Source organism: Roseospira goensis, from assembly GCF_014197795.1.
GTDB classification, from domain to species: Bacteria; Pseudomonadota; Alphaproteobacteria; order Rhodospirillales; family Rhodospirillaceae; genus Rhodospira; species Rhodospira goensis.
In genome coordinates this window covers 1-19083 of the sequence record NZ_JACIGI010000037.1, presented here as the reverse complement: position 1 = coordinate 19083, position 19083 = coordinate 1, and the positions used below count along the sequence as shown (strand labels likewise).

Annotated in this window: 16 protein-coding genes and 1 tRNA gene; 10 read left to right on the top strand and 7 right to left on the bottom strand. The window is 71.5% G+C overall.

Annotated features, from left to right (window positions below; genetic code table 11):
* Positions 1–435 precede the first annotated feature (435 nt).
* Together GGD88_RS15810 and GGD88_RS15805 are read right to left on the bottom strand one after the other, a co-directional pair.
* Positions 436–3627, bottom strand: coding sequence for an efflux RND transporter permease subunit (locus GGD88_RS15810; RefSeq protein WP_184437202.1), 3192 nt, complete (start codon positions 3625–3627; stop codon positions 436–438).
* A complete protein-coding gene (locus tag GGD88_RS15805; protein WP_184437201.1) occupies positions 3624–5099 on the bottom strand; it encodes an efflux RND transporter periplasmic adaptor subunit in 1476 nt (491 codons plus the stop codon). The genes GGD88_RS15810 and GGD88_RS15805 overlap by 4 nt, the downstream gene beginning before the upstream one ends.
* A 210-nt stretch (positions 5100–5309) precedes the next feature.
* Between GGD88_RS15805 and GGD88_RS15800 the strand changes: the two genes are divergently transcribed.
* Positions 5310–5921: a class I SAM-dependent methyltransferase gene (locus GGD88_RS15800; RefSeq protein WP_184437199.1), complete on the top strand. Its 612-nt coding sequence runs from the start codon at positions 5310–5312 to the stop codon at positions 5919–5921.
* 106 nt (positions 5922–6027) lie between these two features.
* On the opposite strand, the gene GGD88_RS15795 is transcribed toward GGD88_RS15800, so the two are convergent.
* Together GGD88_RS15795 and GGD88_RS15790 are read right to left on the bottom strand one after the other, a co-directional pair.
* Positions 6028–6104 (bottom strand) — tRNA-Pro (locus GGD88_RS15795).
* A 116-nt stretch (positions 6105–6220) separates the two neighbouring features.
* Complete coding sequence (locus GGD88_RS15790; RefSeq protein ID WP_246423828.1) at positions 6221–7192, bottom strand: polyprenyl synthetase family protein; 972 nt, start codon at positions 7190–7192, stop codon at positions 6221–6223.
* 337 nt (positions 7193–7529) lie between these two features.
* Here GGD88_RS15790 and GGD88_RS15785 point away from each other — a divergent pair, with 337 nt between their 5' ends.
* The 6 genes from GGD88_RS15785 (at position 7530) to GGD88_RS15760 (ending at position 13922) form a co-directional block, all read left to right on the top strand.
* The gene (locus tag GGD88_RS15785; protein ID WP_246423825.1) at positions 7530–7757 is read left to right on the top strand and encodes a putative signal transducing protein; all 228 of its coding nucleotides are present in this window, start codon (positions 7530–7532) and stop codon (positions 7755–7757) included.
* On the top strand, positions 7754–8611 hold the full coding sequence (locus GGD88_RS15780; protein ID WP_343056397.1) for a tRNA1(Val) (adenine(37)-N6)-methyltransferase: 858 nt from the start codon (positions 7754–7756) through the stop codon (positions 8609–8611). The genes GGD88_RS15785 and GGD88_RS15780 overlap by 4 nt, the downstream gene beginning before the upstream one ends.
* A 377-nt stretch (positions 8612–8988) precedes the next feature.
* Positions 8989–10953: a bifunctional diguanylate cyclase/phosphodiesterase gene (locus tag GGD88_RS15775; RefSeq protein ID WP_246423824.1), complete on the top strand. Its 1965-nt coding sequence runs from the start codon at positions 8989–8991 to the stop codon at positions 10951–10953.
* Between the two features lie 74 nt (positions 10954–11027).
* The gene (locus GGD88_RS15770) at positions 11028–12227 is read left to right on the top strand and encodes an acyl-CoA dehydrogenase family protein (RefSeq protein ID WP_184437197.1); all 1200 of its coding nucleotides are present in this window, start codon (positions 11028–11030) and stop codon (positions 12225–12227) included.
* A gap of 120 nt (positions 12228–12347) precedes the next feature.
* The gene (locus tag GGD88_RS15765) at positions 12348–12560 is read left to right on the top strand and encodes a dodecin (protein ID WP_184437195.1); all 213 of its coding nucleotides are present in this window, start codon (positions 12348–12350) and stop codon (positions 12558–12560) included.
* Between the two features lie 195 nt (positions 12561–12755).
* Positions 12756–13922: an acyl-CoA dehydrogenase family protein gene (locus tag GGD88_RS15760; RefSeq protein WP_184437193.1), complete on the top strand. Its 1167-nt coding sequence runs from the start codon at positions 12756–12758 to the stop codon at positions 13920–13922.
* Here the strand turns inward: GGD88_RS15760 and GGD88_RS15755 are convergent.
* A complete protein-coding gene (locus tag GGD88_RS15755) occupies positions 13917–14426 on the bottom strand; it encodes a MarR family winged helix-turn-helix transcriptional regulator (protein ID WP_184437191.1) in 510 nt (169 codons plus the stop codon). The two genes, GGD88_RS15760 and GGD88_RS15755, sit on opposite strands and share 6 nt — an antisense overlap.
* Positions 14427–14707: 281 nt before the next feature.
* Here GGD88_RS15755 and GGD88_RS15750 point away from each other — a divergent pair, with 281 nt between their 5' ends.
* From GGD88_RS15750 to aliB, 3 genes are all read left to right on the top strand, one after another.
* The gene (locus GGD88_RS15750) at positions 14708–15475 is read left to right on the top strand and encodes an SDR family oxidoreductase (protein WP_184437189.1); all 768 of its coding nucleotides are present in this window, start codon (positions 14708–14710) and stop codon (positions 15473–15475) included.
* Positions 15476–15497: 22 nt separating this feature from the next.
* Positions 15498–16280 (top strand): 2-ketocyclohexanecarboxyl-CoA hydrolase, encoded by a 783-nt coding sequence (gene badI, locus GGD88_RS15745; RefSeq protein ID WP_184437187.1) that lies wholly within the window; start codon positions 15498–15500, stop codon positions 16278–16280.
* A gap of 129 nt (positions 16281–16409) precedes the next feature.
* The gene (aliB, locus tag GGD88_RS15740) at positions 16410–17567 is read left to right on the top strand and encodes a cyclohexanecarboxyl-CoA dehydrogenase (RefSeq protein WP_184437185.1); all 1158 of its coding nucleotides are present in this window, start codon (positions 16410–16412) and stop codon (positions 17565–17567) included.
* A 16-nt stretch (positions 17568–17583) separates the two neighbouring features.
* Here aliB and fabG read toward each other — a convergent pair whose 3' ends face one another.
* Complete coding sequence (gene fabG / locus GGD88_RS15735) at positions 17584–18369, bottom strand: 3-oxoacyl-ACP reductase FabG (RefSeq protein ID WP_184437183.1); 786 nt, start codon at positions 18367–18369, stop codon at positions 17584–17586.
* Between the two features lie 180 nt (positions 18370–18549).
* The gene (locus GGD88_RS15730) at positions 18550–18918 is read right to left on the bottom strand and encodes a DUF779 domain-containing protein (RefSeq protein ID WP_184437181.1); all 369 of its coding nucleotides are present in this window, start codon (positions 18916–18918) and stop codon (positions 18550–18552) included.
* Positions 18919–19083 lie beyond the last annotated feature (165 nt).

Sequence of the window (19083 nt, the reverse complement as noted above, 5' to 3'; positions counted from 1 at the left end):
CGTGGGCGCGAGACCGAGTTCTGTTTCTGGGTCCCACGCTCCCGCGTGGGACCGGTACGCCGCCCGCAGGCGCCCACGCGGGAGCGTGGGCGCAAGGCCCCCTCCTTCTGGGTCCCACGCTCCCGCGTGGGACCGTACACCGTCCGCGGGCGCCCACGCGGGAGCCCCTCTTTCTGGGTCCCACGCTCCCGCGTGGGACCGCACATCGCCCGCAGGCGCCCACGCGGGAGCGTGGGCGCGAGACCGAGTTCTGTTTCTGGGTCCCACGCTCCCGCGTGGGACCGGTACGCCGCCCGCAGGCGCCCACGCGGGAGCGTGGGCGCAAGACCGAGTTCTGTTTCTAGGTCCCACGCTCCCGCGTGGGACCGCACATCGCCCGCAGGCGCCCACGCAGGAGCGTGGGCGCGAGACCGAGTTCTGTTTCTAGGCCCCCTGCTACGCCACCGGGGCCGGGGCCGCCCCCGTCACGTCGCCGTGCCGGACCCGCCGGGTGGCCCCCAGGTCGTCCAAGATGACGTAGACCACCGGCACCAGCACCAACGCCAGCACGGTCGCCGAGGTCAGGCCGAAGGCCAGGCTGGACGCCAGCGGGATCATGATCTGTGCCTGCAGGCTGGTCTCCAGCAGCAGCGGCCCCAGGCCCATGATGGTGGTCAGCGAGGTCAGCAGGATGGGCCGAAAGCGTTCCCGCGCCGCGCGGCGGGCGGCGTCGACGGCGGTCATCCCCTCCAGCCGGCGTTGCTTGATGAACATCACCAGCAGGATGGAGTCGTTGACCACCACGCCGGCCAGCGACGCCAGCCCGATCATCGACGGCATCGACAGTTCCAGCCCCTGCGCCCAGTGCGCCAGCACCGCCCCGACGAAGGCCATCGGGATCGCCGCCATCACCGTGACCGGCTCGACGTAGGAGCGGAACTGGAACGACAGCAGCAGGAACACGCCCACCAGGCCCACGATCATGTTGCGCCCCAGCGAGCCGAAGGTCTCGGCCATCTCCTTGGCCTGGCCCTCGAAATCGGTGCTGACGCCGGGGTGACGGGCCAGCAGGTCGGGCAGGAAGGTCTCGCGCGTGTGGCTGACGATCTGCTGCGCATTGGCGATTTCGTCGTCGACCTCGCCGATGACCGTGATGGTGCGCAGCCCGTCGACGCGGTTGATGCGGGCCCAGCCGCGCGCCCGCTCGATGGTCGCCACGTTGGACAGCGGGATGGTCTCGCCGTCGCTGGTGGTGACCATGAAGGTGTCGAGGTCGGCGAGGGAATTGCGGTCCTCGGGCCGCAGCCGCACGTCGATCTCGAATGCCTCGTCGCCGACCTGGATCTCGTCCACCGTCACACCCTGGAAGGCGGCCGCGACCTGCTGCGCCACGGTGTCGGCGCGCAGGCCCAGGGCGCTGGCGCCGTCGCGCAGCCGCAGGCGGGCCTCGGGCTTGCCTGGGCGCATGTCGTCCATCAGGTCGTAGACCCCGGCGTAGCCGGCCAGCCACGCCTGAAGCTCCAGCGAGGCCGCCTTGAGCGCGGCGGTGTCGGCGCCTTTGAGGCGGATCTCCAGGGCGCGGCCGCCGGGGCCGATCACCCGCTCGCCGAAGCGCATCGACAGGGCATCGGGCACCACCCCGACCGCGTCGCGCCAGGCGTTGGCCACCCGGGCCGCCGACAGGTCGGGGCGCTGGTCGGAATCCAGCAGATCGACGCTGACCGTCGCGACATGGGCGCCGCTCTCGGCCGCGCTGGTGTTGACCGAGTGGAGCGTGACCACGTTGTTGACCAGCGCCCCGCCGCGGGTGCCGGCGCCGTCGCCGGCGGCCTCGACCGCCTGACGCACCTCCGCCGGCAGCTCCGCCGGCAGCTCCGCCGACAGCCGTTGGCCGACGCCGTCGATGGCGTCGACCACCTGGGCGACGACCGCCTCGGTGCGGGCCAGCGGCGTGCCCTGCGGGAGCAGGATCTCGGCCTGCACGATGTTGCCGTCGAGATCGGGAAAGGCGCGGAACTTGACGAAGCCGCCGGCGACCACCGCCACCGTGCCCAGGAAGACCAGCGCCAGCACCCCCAGCGCCAGGTAGCGCCAGGCGATGGCCCGGTCCACCAGGCCCCCCACGACGCGCTCGCGGACGGTCTCGAAGCCGGCTTCAAAGCGCGTCCGCCAGCGCGCCGGCGGCTTCTCGGCGCGCTTTTCCAGCGAATGCGCCAGGTGGTGCGGCAGGATGAGGAATGCCTCCACCAGGCTGACCAGCAGCACCAGCAGCAGCACCATGGGCAGCGCGCGCAGGATCTGCCCCAACGTGCCGGAGATGAACGCCAGGGCGCCGAAGATGCAGACCGTGGTGATGAACGAGGACACCACGCCCGGCATGACCTCGCGCACGCCGTCGATGGCGGCGTCATAGGCGCCCTTGCCGCGTTTCAGATGGCGCGCGATGTTCTCGGAAATGACGATGGCGTCGTCCATCAACAGGCCGACGGCGATCAGCAGGGCCACCATGGTGATCATGTTGATCGTCAGGCCCAGCACGCTCATCAGGAACAGGCCGCCCATAAACGACACCGGCAGGCCCATCGCCACCCAGAAGCTGAAGCGCAGCGAGAAGAACAGGTACATGGTGAGGAACACCAGCGCCAGGCCCTGCACGCCGTTGTCGCGCAGCATGGTCAGGCGGTCCTCGACGATGGAGGCGGTGTCGCGGGTGACTGCCAGGGTCACCCCGGCCGGGGCGCGCGCCCGTTCCTGGTCGAGGAAGGTGGTCAGCCGCTCCATCACCGTCAGGGTGTCCTGGGCGCGTGTCTTGGTGACGTCCAGCAGCGCGGCGCGCCGGCCGTTGAACAGCACCTTGGACTCGTCCAGTTCGAAGCGGTCGGTGATGGTGGCGATGTCGCCCAGGCGCAACTCGCCCCCCTCGGCCGCCGCCACCACCACCAGGTCGCGGAACTCCGGCACCGTGCGGCGCTCGTCGTCGAAGCGCACGATCACCTCGCCGTCGCCGGTCTCGACCCGGCCGGAGGGGCGGTCCTGGCTCTGGCGCTCGATCAGGGTGGCGATGTCGGCCAGGCTGAGGCCGTGGCGGCGCAGGGTCTCGGTGGCCACCTCGATCCGGATCTGGCGATCGGAAAAGCCGCTGATCTCCACCTGGCCCAGCCCGGCGGCGTTCATGCGGTTCTTGACCGCCTCGGCGTAGCCCTTCAGGTCGGTGGCCGGCATGTCGCCGGTGACGGCGATCGAGGCCACGAAGTCGGTCCGCCCCAGGGTGCGCACCACCGCATCCTCGGTGCCCTCCGGGAAGCTGTCGATGGCGTCCACCTCGGTCTTGATGTCGGACTCGAAGGTGGTGATGTCGCCGCCCTCGCCCATCTCCACGGTCAGGGTGCCGACCCCCTCGGCGGCCTCGCAGCGGGTCTCCTCCAGGTCGTTGATGCCGGACACGGCCTCTTCGAGCCGCTGGCAGATGGCGTCCTCGACCTCCTCGGCGGTGGCGCCGCGGTAGACGACCGTGACCTGCACCTCGTCGAGCGACAGCTTGGGGAAGGTCTCGCGCTGCAACCCGGGCAGGGCGGCCAGACCCAGCACCAGGATGCCCAGCATGAGGATGTTGGCGGCGGTCGGGTGACGCGCGAAGTAGGCGATCATCGCACCGCCTCCAGCCCCGGCCCAGATCTCGCCTCAGGTCTCGCCTTAGATCCCGCCTCAGATCCCGCCTCGACCGTGGCTTCCGCCTCGGCCTGCGCCGCCGCCGCGTCGTCGTCGGGGACCAGCGTCGCCGCCTCCAGCGGTGCCTCGCCGCGTGCGGCGGCGATCAGGCGCGCGCGGGCCGCCGCATCGCGGCGGGGGTCGATCAGCATGCCCCGCACGGCCGGGATCAGATCGGAGATCACCAGCCGGTCGCCGGCCGCGATCCCATCCTCGACCACGGCGAGATCGCCCTGCACCGACCGCAGCGTCACCGGCCGCTTGATCAGCCGGTCCCGGTCATCGAGCAGATAGGCCACCCCCTGGTGCAGTGCGAGGCGCGGCACCACCACCGCGTCGGGTCGGGGCTCGCCGCGCAGTTCCACCTCGACGAACATGTTCTTGACCAGCGGCGGACGCACCCCGGGCTCGGCCCGCGCATAGTTGTCCTCGACCGCAACGATGATGCCGACGGTGCGGGTCTTGGGGTCGATGGTGTCGGCGATGCGCACCAGCCGGGCCGGCCACTCGATGACCTGTTCGACCTCGCCGCCCGCCCGCAGGCGCACCGTCGCCGTGATGCCGAGCGCCTGGCCGACGTCGTTCTCGCCCGCCGCCTGCCGCACCGCCAGGCTGGTGCCGGGGCGGATCAGGGCGGCCATCTCGCCGAAGGTGAACTGGGCGTTGACCTCGGCCACGGCCAGGCTGTCGCCCTCGGCCAGCACCTGGCCGACGGTGGCGAACTGCGATTCGGTGATGCTGTCCTGCGACACCCTGAGGTCGAAGGGCGCGGTCAGGGTGGTGTAGTCCAGGTCGAGCCGGGCCTGTTCCAGACGGGCCTGGGCGAGAGCGCGCTGGACCGGGATCAGGTTCAGGGTGTTGCGCAGGTTCTGGAGGCTCTGCTCGGTGCTGAGGACGGTCTTCTCGGCCTGGTCCAGCGCCGCCTGCGAGGCTGCGCCGCTGCCGCGCAGGTCGCGTTGCCGGCGCAGGTCGCGGCGCGCCACCTCCAGGGCGCGCTCCTCGATGGCGATGGAGGCGCGGGTGTTCTGTTCGCGCACGTCCAGCTCCTGGAGGTCGGCCTCGCGCTCCTGCACCGTCAACGCATAGCGCGTCGGGTCAATGCGGGCGACCACCGTCCCCTGGTCCAGGATGGCGCCATTCTTGAGGTTGGGATTGACCTCGACGACACGGCCGGACACCTGGGCGACGGCCTGCCAGACGTATTCCGGCGTGACCTGGCCGAACCCGGTGGCGCGCGGCACCAGGTCCACCGCCGGCACCTCCAGGATGCGGGCGGCACGGGCCGTCTCGCCGCCCTCTGCGCGGGTCGGCGGGGCCTTGCCGCCGGCCATCAGCAGCACCAGGACGAGACCCAGGGCGACGGGGGGCACGACCAGCGCCTTGCGCCAGTGGCGGGTTGCGAAACCGGGCATGGGGCGGGCTCCCTTGGCGGTAGGCCGGTGGGACGATGCGGGCGGCGGGCCACCATGGGCGTCGGGGTCGGCGGCGACCATGATGCCGGTCAACCCGCCGGCCGGCGCGCGCCCATCGCGACACGAAGACGGAAAGCCTATATGCCGACTGTAGCGACCGTGTGGCGACCCGCCCTCAGCAAACCCCGCCCTTCGGGAACAAGGAGCATCATGGACACCGACTTCTGGGACCAGCGGTACGAGGGACGCAAGTACATTTACGGCGTCGAGCCCAACAGTTTTCTGACCCGCCAGCGCCATCGCCTGGAGCGGGGCCAGTCCGTGCTGGCGGTGGCCGACGGCGAGGGCCGCAACGGCGTCTGGCTGGCCGGTCAGGGCCTGCGGGTGCATGCCGTCGACCAGTCCGCGGTGGGCCTGCAGAAGGCGATGAGGCTGGCGCTGGACCGCGGGGTCACGTTGCGCACCACCTGCGCCGACCTGACGGCGTGGGACTGGCCGGAGGCGGCCGTCGACGCCGTGGTCTGCATCTTCCTGCATCTGCGCCCGGAGCACCGGGCCCTGGTGCACCGCGCCATGGCGCGGGCACTGAAGCCCGGCGGCGTGCTGATCCTGGAGGCGTTTCACCCCGCCCAGCTCGGCTACGCCACCGGCGGCCCGCCGGTGGCGGAGATGCTCTATGACCCCGAGACCCTGCGCGCGGACTTCGAGGGCCTGCTGGACATCGACCTGCTGGAGGACGGCGTGGTTGACCTGGACGAAGGCCCCCAGCACGGCGGCCGGGGCCACACCACGCGCCTGGTGGGCACACGGCGGCGGAGCTGAGCCGGGGCGCCGCCCCCGCTGCCGCAGGACGGCTCACCTGAACCCCAGCGCACGGTTCCCCAGAACGACGAAACCCCGCCAGGTCATTGACCTGACGGGGTTTCGTTGGTCGGAGTGGCAGGATTCGAACCTGCGGCCCCTGCCTCCCGAAGACAGTGCTCTACCAGGCTGAGCTACACTCCGGCCGGGGTATCGGGCGCGGCGACCGAAGCGGGGTTCGGCGCCAGCGTCGCGCGGGAGGCACTGTATAGAGCCTTCGGCCGCGCCATGCAAGATGCGATCTCGCCGCGCGGCGCCGATCAGTAGGCCCGCTCGACGCTGAAGTCGACCACCTCGGTCAGGATGGTCTTGATGCGGCTGTCGGGAAAAATGTCGAGGGCCCGGCGCGCCGCCTCTGCGTAGGCATGGGCGCGCCGCACCGTCTCCTCCAGGGCGCCGTGCCGGGCCAGCAGGGTCATGGCGTGGGCCAGGTCGGCCTCGCCGTGTGGATCGCTGAAGTCCTGCTCCTCCAGGCAGCGGCGCCAGAACGCCCGCTCCTCGTCGTCGCCATGGGCGATGGCATGGATCACGGGCAGGGTCAGCTTGCCGTCGCGGAAGTCGTCGCCGATGGACTTGCCCAGTTCCGCCTCGCGCGCCGAGTAGTCCAGGAAATCGTCGGTGATCTGGAAGGCGATTCCCAGGTTGCGGCCGTAGGCGTCCAGCGCATCCAGCTCGGCGCGCGGGCGCTCGGCGGCGACGCCGCCGATGCGGGTGGCGGCGGCGAACAGGGCGGCGGTCTTGGCGCCCACCACCTGGATGTAATCCTCCTCCACGGTCTCGATATTGTTCGAGGTCAGGAGCTGGTGGATCTCGCCCTCGGAGATCACGGCCGAAGCGCGTGCCAGGATGCCCATCACCTCCAGCGAGCCGTCCTCGACCATCAGTTCGAAGGCGCGCGCGAACAGGAAGTCGCCGACCAGCACACTGGGCTTGTTGCCCCAGATGGCGTTGGCAGTGTCGCGGCCGCGGCGCTTGTCGCTCTCGTCGACCACGTCGTCGTGCAGCAGCGTGGCGGTGTGCAGGAACTCGATGCAGGCCGCCAGGCTGATGTGACGATCGCCCTCGTAGCCCACCAGCCGGGCCGCCGCCAGCGTGAGCAGCGGGCGCAGCCGCTTGCCGCCGGCCGCGACGATGTGCCCGGCGAGCTGCGGAATCAGCGCGATCGGGCTGTGCATCCGGTCCAGGATGGTCTGGTTGACCCGCGTCAGGTCGTCGCCGACCAGGTCAAGCAGGGCGTCGAGGGCGACCCTATGGGTCGACGACGGCCCCGCATCCGGGGTCTCGGCGGCGGCCGCGGCGGCGGCGCTGGGAAGCGATGGAGCGTTCACGATGGTGACCACGATGCGGAGCGTTCAGATGTAGAGCGTTCAGGTACGGACCATTCAAGGGCGCGCGGCCGGGGTTGACGGCCCGGCCCGCGCGACCGGAGCATAGGGGCGCGTTCGAAGCAGGGTCAAGCGCCACGACACGCGCTCCTGAGGTGGGATCGGCGGCGCCCGGGCACAAGCGGTCCCGCGCGGTCGACCCTCCGCCGGAGCCGGCAGAACGTCCGATCGGGAGACGGCGGCCATGGACGGCATGCGGGAACTGACCGTGGTGGAGGATCCGGTATTCCTGTCCTACCTGCTGGCGTGCCTGCGGCAGGAGGACATCGAAGCCACCGTGCTGGACCGCCACACCAGTGCCGCCCTGGGCGGCGCGGTGGGCGCGGTGCGCGCCCGGGTGTGGGTCGCGGCCGACCACTTCGCGCGGGCCCGCTGGGTGCTGGCGCAGGCCAGTGACGAGCCGGCGCCGTGACGGCGGCGACCCCGCCCGCGGCCAGGCACGGGGACACCGACACGGACTCCGCCGGCGTCACCGAAACCGCCCTGCTGGGCGGGCGGGTGCGCCTGTTGCAGCCCGCGCGCGGCTACCGCGTGGCCATGGACCCGGTGCTGTTGGCGGCGGCGGTGCCGCTGGCCGGCCCCGGGCGGGTTGCGCACGCGCTGGACGCGGGACTGGGCACCGGGGCCGCCGCGTTCTGTCTGTTGGCGCGGGCCGGACCGGGGCTGCGGGTCACCGGCATCGAAAGCGATCCGGCGCGCACGGCGCTGGCGCGCCGATCCGCCGCCCTCAACGGCCTGACCGACCGGCTGGCGGTGGTCGAGGCCGACCTGACCACCGCGCCCGCGCTGGCGCCGGTGGACGTGGTCCTGACCAATCCGCCCTACCTTGAGGTCGGCACGGCGCCGCCGGACGCCGGGCGGGCCAGCGCCCACATGGCCACCGTGCCGCTGGCACGTTGGATCGGCGCCTGCCTGGACCGGCTGCGGCCCAAGGGCCGGCTGGTGGTGATCCAGCGCGCCGACCGGCTCGACGCCGTGCTGGCGGCCCTGGCCGGCCGCGCCGGCGCCGTGGAGGTGATCCCGCTATGGCCCGGCCCCGGGCCGGACGGCACCCCGCGGCCGGCGCGCCGCGTCATCGTGCGTGCCCGTGCCGGCGTGCGCGGCCCCGCCACCCTGTGGCCCGGCCTGGTCCTGCACCGCCCGGGCGGCGGCCACACCGCCGAGGCCGAGGCCGTCCTGCGCGACGGCCTGGCCCTGGACGCCGCCATGGCCACCCCCGCACCGGCCCGAAACGACCCGCCCACTACTGGGGACACGACACTTTAGCGCTTTCTCGGCTTCATCCTCGTTACACGGCTGCATTGCCCTGGGTGCCGCAAGGTCGTACCCTTGCCGCGCCACCGGGCCTCGCCGCCCGCCGGTCCACCCTCCTCGTCGCGAGGCCGACGCCGTGCCCCACGCCCCGACCGCCCTGACTTCTGGCCGGATTGACCCGATGCACGCCCGGGTTCAGGGTATGGGCCGGCAGCCATGACATGGCGCGACCGACCCGCGACATGGCGCGACCGACCCGCGGCCCGGGCGACCCCGTTCCGGCACCGACGCCGCAGGCGCCGCGCCGTGAGGGCCGCATGACCGACATCGGCCTCACCCGTCCGGAGAATCCCGACATCCCCGCCCTGGTGTGTGAGGGAGGCGGGCGCATGCCCCTGCGCTACAAGCCCCGGATCATCGCGACGCGCGACCCCCGCGACGCCATCGAGGGCGGCACGGCCGCCCGTCGCCTCGGCTGGGACCGCATCGTCGCGGATCTGCGCATGGCGCTGGAACCGGTCGTGGGCACCCACTCGGGCCGCACGCTCGGGGTCGAGGCCGTGATCGGCAACGCCCCCGAACTCGGGTTCGCGTCGGGCCAGGACCTGCTGGACTGCGCCCACGATGACAGCGACCCCGACGACCCCCTGCGGTGCGACGACCGCCTGGCGGACGTGGAGGCGGCCGCCCATGCCCGCGCCGTGGCCCTGTTCGCCGCGGTGCCGGACCGCGCCGGACTCAAGCTGTTCCTGAACCTGGACATGCGCCTGCGTGGCCGGGCGGCCGCCATCATCGAAACCGTGCGCGAGCACCTCGACCGCCACGGGATTCCACCCGCGGCGGTGGTGGTCGAGATCTCCGAGCGCCTGGCGGCCTTCAGCACCGAGGACCTGTGCCGCACCGCCCCGGCGGCGGACGCGACCCGCCGGGCGCTGCTGGACCTGTTCGGGACCCTGCGCGGCCTGTCCGGACGTCTGGCGCTGGGCGATTTCGGCGCCGGCTATGCCAGTCTGCCGCTGCTGACGCTGGCCCGCCCCGACCTGGTCAAGCTCGACCGCTACTTCATCCAGGGGGCGGCGCGCGAGCGCGGCCGGCGCCTGGCCCTAAACACCCTGACCAACCTGGCCCACCTGCTCGGCAGCCAGGTGGTGGCGGAGGGTGTGGAGACGGCGGACGAGTACCATGTCTGCCGGCAGGCCGGCTGCGACTACGTGCAGGGTCCCCTGGCCGGCGGCCGGGTGTTCGCAGGCGCCCACCTGGACCGCGACCATGCCGACATCCGCGCCCTCAACGAGGCCGACCAGCGCCGGCTCGATACCGACGCCGCCCTGATCAGCGCCCAGACCCAGGCCCTCGACGCCATCACCCTGGGGTCCAGCATGGCGACGGTGTTCGAACGCTTCCGGGCGGAAAAGGATCGGACGTTCTTCCCGGTGGTCGACCCCTCGGGCGAGCCGGTGGGCATCATCCGCGAGCTGGACCTGAAGGAGTACACCTACAGCCTGTATGGCAAGGAGCTGCTCAGCAACCGCGCGTTGGGCCGGACGCTGGACGCCTTCGTGGCCCGCTGTCCGATCGCCGACGTCAACACCCAGGCGGAGAAGATCCTGGAGCTGTTCTCCGCCTCGGCCGGGGCCGACTGCGTGCTCATCACCCGTGACCGCCAGTACAGCGGCTTCCTGTCGGCGGCCTCATTGCTCAAGGTCATCAACGAGAAGAACCTGGCGCTGGCCCGGGACCAGAACCCGCTCAGCCGGCTGCCCGGCAACACCATGATCAACGAGTACATTTCGCGCATGCTGGTGGACCGCAGCGCGTCCTATGCGATCGCCTATCTGGACTTCGACCACTTCAAGCCGTTCAATGACGCCTACGGCTACCGACAGGGCGACCGCGCCATCACCCTGTTCGCCGAGTTGCTGCGCAAGATGATCCCCCAGGCCGACACCTTCGTGGGCCACGTCGGCGGCGACGATTTCTTCGTCGGGTTCCGGGCGTACCCGCGCGACCAGGTGGTCGCCCAGGTCAGCGCGCTGGTGCGGCGGTTCCAGCGCGACGTCGAAAGCTTCTACGACGAGACCGCCCGCCAGCGCCGCTACATCATCGCCCGCGACCGCGACGGGATCGAACGGCGGCTGTCGCTGCTGACCGCCTCCGCCGCCATCGTGGAACTGCCCCAGGGCCATTCGGCGCGCAGCGTCGACGAGATCGCCGGCCTGATCGCGGGCCTGAAGAGGGCCGCCAAGGCGGCCCCGGACAAGGTCGCCGTGGCGTGCTACGCTGGTCCCGATACCGATCCTCCCGACGCCAAGCCCGAAACCGGGACCGGGACCGGGGACACCGCCCCCGCCTGACACGCGGACACCCCCCGCGGGCACGGCTCGATGTTGCGCCCGGTTCCACCCCGTCCAGGACCCCCCGCCGCCCGATGACCAGCCCGCCCGCCTCGCCCCGCCCGCGCGCCGGGGACCTCGACGACGACGCCGACATCACCGCCATCCGCGCCGGCGTGCGGGCCCTGTGCGCCGGGTTTCCCGATGCCTACTGGCGGGACAAGGACCGCGCGCGAGCCTATCCGACCGAGTTCGTGGCCGCCCTGACCGAAGCCGGGTATCTGGCCGCGTTGATCCCCGAGGCCTATGGCGGCAGCGGCCTGGGCCTGGCGCAGGCCTGCGTCATCCTTGAGGAGGTACAGCGCTCGGGGGGCAACGGGGCCGCCTGCCATGCCCAGATGTATACCATGGGCACCATCCTGCGGCACGGCAGCGCCGCGCAGAAGGACCGCTGGCTGCCGGAGATCGCCGCCGGGCGCCTGCGCCTCCAGGCCTTCGGCGTGACCGAACCGACCAGCGGCACCGATACCCTGGCGCTGCGCACAACGGCGCGGCGCGACGGCGACAGCTACGTCGTCAACGGCCAGAAGGTGTGGACCTCGCGGGCCGAGCATTCGGACCTGATGCTGCTGCTGGCCCGCACGACCCCGCGCGAGCAGGTGACCCGCAAGGGCGACGGCCTGTCGGTGTTCGTGGTCGACATGCGCGCCGCCCTGGGCCACGGCCTGACCATCCGGCCCATACGCACCATGCTGAACCACGCCACCACCGAAGTGTTCTTCGACGACCTGCGGGTGCCGGCGGACAACCTGATCGGCGAAGAGGGCACGGGCTTCCGCTACATCCTCGACGGCATGAATGCCGAGCGGGTGCTGATCGCCGCCGAGTGCATCGGCGATGCCCGCTGGTTCATCGACCGCGCCACCGCCTATGCCCGCGAGCGCGCGGTGTTCGGCCGTCCCATCGGCCAGAACCAGGGGATCCAGTTCCCGATCGCGGAGGCCTACGCCGCCACCGAGGCCGCCGACCTGATGGTGCGCCGGGCGGCGCGGCTGTTCGACGCCGGCGCCAGCATCGGCCCGGAGGCCAACATGGCGAAGCACCTGGCGGCCAAGGCGTCGTGGCAGGCCGCCGACATGGCCCTGCAGACCCACGGCGGGTTCGGCTTCGCCGAGGACTACGACATCGAGCGCAAGTTCCGCGAGACCCGGCTCTACCAGGTGGCGCCGGTCTCGACGAACCTGATCCTGTCCTACCTCGCGGAACACGTGCTCGGCCTGCCGCGTTCGTTCTGACGGGCGTCCGACCCCATGTGAGAGCATGGACCGGAGGGGCGACGCGGCGCGACCCTCTCGCGTCCACGCCCCCGCGTGGACGCCGGACACGACACAGACCCCGGACAGAGGAGGCCTTCCATGGGTGACCATGTCTACAAGATCGTCGAGGTGGTCGGGACCTCGAAGACCAGCATCGAAGACGCCATCGACACCGCCATCGGCCGCGCCGGGCAGACGCTGAAGAACCTGCGCTGGTTCGAGGTGATGGAGACCCGCGGCCACATCGAGGACGGCCGGGTCGGGCACTACCAGGTCCGTCTGCGCATCGGCTTCACGCTCGAAGGGGCGTGACGGGCGCACCGCCCGCCCGTGATCGGGGCGGGGCAGGACCGGCCGCGCCCCCGGCGCGGCCGCGCCTGGCTGATCGGCGCTTGCGTCATTTAGGAAAATATATTTACATAAAAATGGCCCCGGAGAGGCGCAACGCCCGGGCCATAAACAGCAATATATTTCCTCATGACCGCCGTTCGATCACGGGAGACCCCGATGCCCCTGGACCTGGAGACCCGCGACCAGCTCGTCGCCACCTGCCGCCGCTTCGTCGACGAGCGCCTGATCCCCGCCGAAGCCCAGGTCGCCGACGCCGACGCCATCCCGGCGGAGATCGTGGCGGAGATGCGCGCCCTCGGGCTGTTCGGGCTGTCCATCGCGCCAGAGTACGGCGGTCTCGGCCTGACCACGGAGGAGGAGGCCCTGTTGGTGTTCGAGTTGGGCCGTGCCGCCCCCGCCTTCCGGTCCAAGGTCGCCACCAACGTCGGCATCGGCGCCCAGGGAATCGCGCTCGACGGCACCGCGGCCCAGAAGGCCCGCTATCTCCCCCGCCTGGCCTCCGGAGAGTTGATCGGCGCCTTCGCCCTGACCGAGCCGGACGTGGGCTCGGACGCCGGCAGTGTCCGCACCAGCGCCCGCCGCGACGGGGACGCCTACGTGCTGAACGGCACCAAGCGCTACATCACCAACGGCCCGGACGCCGGGCTGTTCACGGTGATGGCGCGCACCGACCCGGACCGCAGCGGCGCCGCCGGCGTCTCCGCCTTCGCCGTCGAGCGCGACACGCCCGGCCTGTCCACCGGCACGCCCGAGCGCAAGATGGGCCAGCAGGGCGCGCCCGTGTGCGACGTCATCTTCGACGAGTGCCGCGTGCCCGCGGACGCGCTCATCGGCGGCGTCGAGGGGCGCGGCTTCAAGACCGCCATGAAGGTGCTGGACAAGGGCCGCCTGCACATCGCCGCCGCCTGCGTGGGGCTCGCCGAACGGCTCATCGACGACATGGTGGGCTACGCCATCGAGCGGCGCCAGTTCGGCCGGCCGATCGCCGACTTTCAACTCGTCCAGGCGATGCTGGCCGACTCCCGCGCCGAGGCGTTCGCCGCCCGGGCGATGGTGCTGGAGGCCGCGCGCCGGCGCGACGCCGGCGGTGATGTCGGCCTGGACGCCGCCTGCGCCAAGATGTTCGCCTCCGAGATGGTCGGCCGCGTCGCCGACCGGAACGTGCAGGTGCACGGCGGCGCCGGCTACATCCGCGCCTACCGCGCCGAACAGTTGTTCCGCGACGCCCGGCTGTTCCGCATCTACGAGGGCACGACCCAGATCCAGCAGATCATCATCGCCAAGGCCATGGCGGCCGAGGCCCGCCAGCGCACCGGCCTATAGGTGCGGCTCCGGATCCAGGGCCCTGAAGTTGTCCAGGAGCTTCTGGAGGTAGTGCGTCATGTGGATGCAGTCGGCCGTCGAGAACCCCTGGAGCGACTCGGCATAGAAGCGCGCGATGCGCTGGCGCAACTCGTGCTCCCACAGATCCTGGCCCGTCGCCGTCATGCGGATCAGCCGGCTGCGGCTGTCGCTGGGCGAGACCCGGCGCTCGATCAGCCCCTGCGCCTCCATGCGCGACAGCACGCCGGTCAGGTTCTGCCGGCTGACCATTAGGAACCGCGCCAGTTCGCTGACCGCGATGCCGGCCTCGTGGCCCGGCCGCGACAGGGCGCCCAGCACCGCCCATTGCTGCGTGGTCACACCATAGTCGTCCAGCGCCTTGGTGCCCGTCTTGTGCAGCATATTGGTGCACTGATACAGCCGGAAGAACAACCGGTTGCTCAGGTCGTCGAGCAGCGGCGCGGCGTCGGCCGGGGCGGCGGGCGTCTCGGGGGTCTCCGTCATGGGGCGACTATCGGGCCGCCGCCGCACCCCGTCAACAGCCCCGTCCGGCGCGTCCGCCGGCCCCAGTGAGGCCATGATGAGGCCATGGTGACGCCATCCCTCGGCGGATATCAATGTAAATATCTTGACGTAAAATCGGACGTCGCGTTAGGGTCGGCGGAGATCGCAGGAGCGGCCGGAGCGGCCCCGACTCGTCCCGCCTCCCATCGGGCCCGCGCCTGGGAGTGGCGCGACCCCCGTCGGGACCGGACACCGGCCCGTCGGACAGGGAGGACGCCCGCGTGCGTGGACTGACAGGGAAAGTAGTTGTCGTAACCGGCGGGGCCGGCGGCATCGGCGGCGCCACCTGCGCCCGGTTCGCCGAGGCGGGCGCGGTGGTGGCGGTGGTGGACCGCAATGCCGAGGCCGCCGAGGCCCTGGCCGCGCGCCTGCGCGCCGACGGCGGGCAGGCCACCGCCGTCGCGGTGGATCTGACCGACGGCGCGGCCACCGAGGCCGCCGTGGCCCGCATCGAGGCGGACCTGGGACCCATCGACGTGCTGGTCAACAACGCCGGCTGGGACGCGTTCACCCCGTTCCTGAAGAGCGGCCCGGACTTCTGGAACCGCATCATCGACATTAACCTGCGCGCCGTGCTCAACGTCACCCACCCGGTGCTGACGCGCATGGCCGAGCGGCGCGCCGGGCGCATGGTGTTTATCGCCTCCGACGCCGCCCGCGTCGGCTCGTCCGGCGAGTCCGTCTACGCCGCCTGCAAGGCCGGCCTGATCGCCCTGGCCAAGACCCTGGCCCGCGAGCATGCACGCGACGGCCTGACCTTCAACGCGGTCTGCCCCGGCGCCACCGAGACGGGCCTGTTCGACGCCTTTCTGGACGGCGCCGGCGACAAGGACAAGCTGCGCACCGCCTTCACCCGCGCGGTGCCGATGGGGCGGCTGGGCCGGCCCGACGATCTGCCCGGCGCGATCCTGTTCTTCGCCAGCGACGACGCCGCCTTCATCACCGGCCAGGTGCTGTCGGTCTCCGGCGGCTTGACCATGCACGGCTGACCGGCCGAACCGGGAGGAGACCATGGACTATCAGGACATCCTGTTCGACGTCACCGACGGCGTGGCGTCCATCACCATCAACCGGCCGGACAAGTACAACGCCTTCCGCGGCCGGACCTGCGAAGAGCTGATCGACGCCTTCAACCGCGCCGGCTGGGACCGCGAGGTCGGCGTCATCGTCCTCGCCGGCGCCGGCGACAAGGCGTTCTGCACCGGCGGCGACCAGTCCGCGCACGAGGGCCAGTACGACGGCCGCGGCACCATCGGTCTGCCGATGGAGGACCTGCACTCCATCATCCGCGACGTGCCCAAGCCGGTGATCGCCAAGGTCCAGGGCTACGCCATCGGCGGCGGCAACGTGCTGTGCACGATCTGCGACTTTACCATCGCCGGCGAGGCGGCGGTGTTCGGCCAGGTCGGCCCCAAGGTCGGCTCGGTCGATCCCGGCTTCGGCACCGCCTACCTGGCGCGGGTGGTGGGCGAGAAGAAGGCGCGCGAGATGTGGTACCTGTGCCGGCGCTATTCGGCCCAGGAGGCCCTCGCCATGGGGCTCGTCAACGCGGTCGTGCCCACCGCGGACCTGGACGCCGAGGTGGCGCGCTGGTGCGCCGAGATCCTGGACAAGAGCCCGACCGCGCTCGCCATCGCCAAGCGCTCGTTCAACATGGACAGCGAGACCATCCGCGGCATCGCCGGCATGGGGATGTACGCGCTGCGCCTGTACTACGACACGGACGAGAGCAAGGAAGGCGGCCGCGCGTTCAAGGAAAAGCGCAAGCCCGACTTCCGCCGCCACAGCCGCTAGCGCGGATCGCGATCAATGCATGAGTCGCAGCCTATTATTGCGGCAAACCGAAATCGCGCCGCGAGTTCGGTTTGTCCCAATCGGCTGTAGGGCCGATCGCGAGCCGACCCGACCAGGGAGCATGCGCGCATGCAGAGCATCTACGAGACCGAGGAGCTGGCGGCCCTGCGCGAGATGGCCCGCCGCTTCGCCATGGACCGGCTGCGGCCCGGCTACCAGGCGCGCGAGCAGAGCGGCGCCTTCGAACCCGACCTGGTGCGCGAGATGGGCGCGCTGGGCCTGATCGCGCCGGAACTGCCGGAGCGGTTCGGCGGCAGCGGCGCGGGGGCGCTCTATTCCGGGGTCATCTGCGAGGAGATCGCCCGGGCCGATTTCAGCTTCGCCTACATCCCCCTGCTGGCCTCGCTGTGCGGCCACATCCTGGCGCAGCACGCCCGCCCGGCGGTGGCCGAAGCCTGGCTGCCGCGCCTGACGCGGGGCGAGATCCTGCTGTCGCTGGCCCTCACCGAGCCGCGCGGCGGCTCCGACGCCGCCGCCCTCGGCCTGCGCATGGAGCGCGCCGGCGATCACTACATCCTGACCGGGGAGAAGACCTCGATCTCGGCCGCCGACCAGGCCGCGGCGGCCGTGGTGTTCGCCCGCACCGGCCGCCCGGAGGACAAGGCGCGCGGCATCTCTGCCCTCCTGGTGCCGATGGACCTGCCCGGGATCTCGACCACCCGGTTCCAGTGCCTGGGCCAGCGCGCAATCGGGCGCGGCTCGCTGTTCTTCGACGGCGTCAGGGTGCCGGCCGAGAACCTGCTGGGGGCCGAGAACGCCGGCTTCGTCCAGGTCATGCAGGGCTTCGATTTCTCGCGTGCCCTGATCGGGCTGCAATGCCTGGGGGTCGCCCAGCAGAGCCTGGACGAGACCTGGGCGCACGTCGCCGAGCATCAGGCGTTCGGCAAGCCGCTGGCCGCCTTCCAGGGGGTCTCGCACCAGCTCGCCGGTTTCGACACCCAGGTGCAGGCCGCGCGCCTGCTGTGCCAGCACGCGCTGTGGCTCAAGGACAGCGGCCACCCGCACACCGCCGAGGCGGCGATGAGCAAGTGGTGGCCGCCGCTGCTGGCCTACGAGACCATCCACTGCTGCCTGTTGATGCACGGCCATTACGGCTACGCGCGCGACCTGCCGTTCGAACAGCGGTTGCGTGACGTGCTCGGCCTCCAGATCGGCGACGGCACCGCCAACATCATGAAGACCATCGTCGCCCGCCAGCGCGCCGGCCGCGCGGCGGCGGTGTCCTGACCGCCGGCGGTCCTGCCTACCCCCCGATCTCCTGCAAGGCCTCCAGCGATTCGGGCAGGATCTGGCCGCCGTCGACCACCAGCGCCTGGCCGGTGATGTAGCCGGCCTCGTCGGAGGCAAAGAACAGGGCGGTGTTGGCGATGTCCTCGACGGCCCCGAGCCGTTTCAGGGGGATCGAGGCGGCCATGGTCGCCAGATAGTCGTCGCCCAGGTCGGACAGGCCCTCGGTGGCGATGTTGCCCGGCTGGACGGCGTTGATGGTGGTGTTGTAGCGCGCCAGTTCCATGGCGGCGGTGCGCAGGAACCCGAGTTGACCGGCCTTCGACGCGCCGTAGTGCGTCCAGCCCGGGAAGCCGGTCACCGGTCCGGTGATCGACGAGGTGACGACGACGCGGCCGCGCCCGGCGGCCTCGAACCAGGGCAGGCACGCCTTCACGCACAGGAAGGTGCCCTTGAGGTTGACCGCCAACACCCGGTCCCATTCGGCCGGGTCCATGTCGACCATCTTGGTCTGCGGATAGATGCCGGCGTTGGCGCACAGGATGTCGACCCCGCCGAAGGTGCGCGCGGTGGCCTCGACCATGGCCCGCACCTGGTCCCAGTCCGAGACATCGCAGGCGGCGGCCTCGGCGGTGCCGCCGGCGGCGCGGATCGCCTCCACGGTGGCGCCGGCGTCGTCGCCGTTGCGGTCGGCCACCATGACCCGGGCGCCGTGAGCGGCGAACACCCGGGCGATGCCCTTGCCGATGCCCGCGGCCCCACCCGTGACGATGCAGGCCCGCCCCGCGATCGAGGTCAGCATGGTCTTCCCCTCCGTATCGTGCCGTCGTGTGTCGTGTCGTCGTGTATCATGTCGACGTGTGTCAGAACGCGGGCCGCCGGTCCGACCGGCGACCAGGCCCGGAGTCTGCCAGACCCGGGCACACGACTCAAACGACACCGGGGCGCGATCCCGGCCGGGGGTGACGGCGCCGGCGCGGGGTCAGGTCGGCGCCTCGGAGACCAGGGCGGACCCGGGCGCCGGGGCGCACACGGTGGAGCGGGTCAGGAAGCGGCGCTCGCGGCCGTTGTCCAGGCTGAACTGGCCGCCGCGACCGGGCACCACGTCGATGATCAGGTCGGTGTGCTTCCAGGCCTCGTACTGCGTGCCGGAGATGAAGACCGGCATGCCGCCGACCTCGCCCAGCTTGACGTCGGACTGGCCGACGCGGAACTCGCCCTGCGGGTAGCACATCGGCGACGAGCCGTCGCAGCAGCCGCCGGACTGGTGGAACAGCACCGGGCCGTGATCGGCCACGATCTCGGCCAGGAAGGCCAGGGCTTCGGGGGTGGCGGTGACGGTGCTTGGCATGGGAGCCTCGGGGTGGGGTGGACGTGGGCGTGTCTTGCTCCCACGCGGGAGCGTGGGAGCAAGAAAGAAGTGGTTCATCACGGAATTCCGGGGAAGGCGGCGCGGATCTTGAGGAAGAAGTAGGCGTCATCGCGGAAGCCGTAGGCCATCCGCTTGATGACCTTG

What these genes read in the sequence shown, in the direction of transcription:
- GGD88_RS15810 (WP_184437202.1), bottom strand. Translation starts at nt 3,627, where the DNA reads ATGATCGCCTACTTCGCGCGTCACCCGACCGCCGCCAACATCCTCATG.
- GGD88_RS15805 (WP_184437201.1), bottom strand. Translation starts at nt 5,099, where the DNA reads ATGCCCGGTTTCGCAACCCGCCACTGGCGCAAGGCGCTGGTCGTGCCC.
- GGD88_RS15800 (WP_184437199.1), top strand. Translation starts at nt 5,310, where the DNA reads ATGGACACCGACTTCTGGGACCAGCGGTACGAGGGACGCAAGTACATT.
- GGD88_RS15785 (WP_246423825.1), top strand. Translation starts at nt 7,530, where the DNA reads ATGGACGGCATGCGGGAACTGACCGTGGTGGAGGATCCGGTATTCCTG.
- GGD88_RS15775 (WP_246423824.1), top strand. Translation starts at nt 8,989, where the DNA reads ATGCCCCTGCGCTACAAGCCCCGGATCATCGCGACGCGCGACCCCCGC.
- GGD88_RS15770 (WP_184437197.1), top strand. Translation starts at nt 11,028, where the DNA reads ATGACCAGCCCGCCCGCCTCGCCCCGCCCGCGCGCCGGGGACCTCGAC.
- GGD88_RS15765 (WP_184437195.1), top strand. Translation starts at nt 12,348, where the DNA reads ATGGGTGACCATGTCTACAAGATCGTCGAGGTGGTCGGGACCTCGAAG.
- GGD88_RS15760 (WP_184437193.1), top strand. Translation starts at nt 12,756, where the DNA reads ATGCCCCTGGACCTGGAGACCCGCGACCAGCTCGTCGCCACCTGCCGC.
- GGD88_RS15755 (WP_184437191.1), bottom strand. Translation starts at nt 14,426, where the DNA reads ATGACGGAGACCCCCGAGACGCCCGCCGCCCCGGCCGACGCCGCGCCG.
- badI (WP_184437187.1), top strand. Translation starts at nt 15,498, where the DNA reads ATGGACTATCAGGACATCCTGTTCGACGTCACCGACGGCGTGGCGTCC.
- aliB (WP_184437185.1), top strand. Translation starts at nt 16,410, where the DNA reads ATGCAGAGCATCTACGAGACCGAGGAGCTGGCGGCCCTGCGCGAGATG.
- fabG (WP_184437183.1), bottom strand. Translation starts at nt 18,369, where the DNA reads ATGCTGACCTCGATCGCGGGGCGGGCCTGCATCGTCACGGGTGGGGCC.
- GGD88_RS15730 (WP_184437181.1), bottom strand. Translation starts at nt 18,918, where the DNA reads ATGCCAAGCACCGTCACCGCCACCCCCGAAGCCCTGGCCTTCCTGGCC.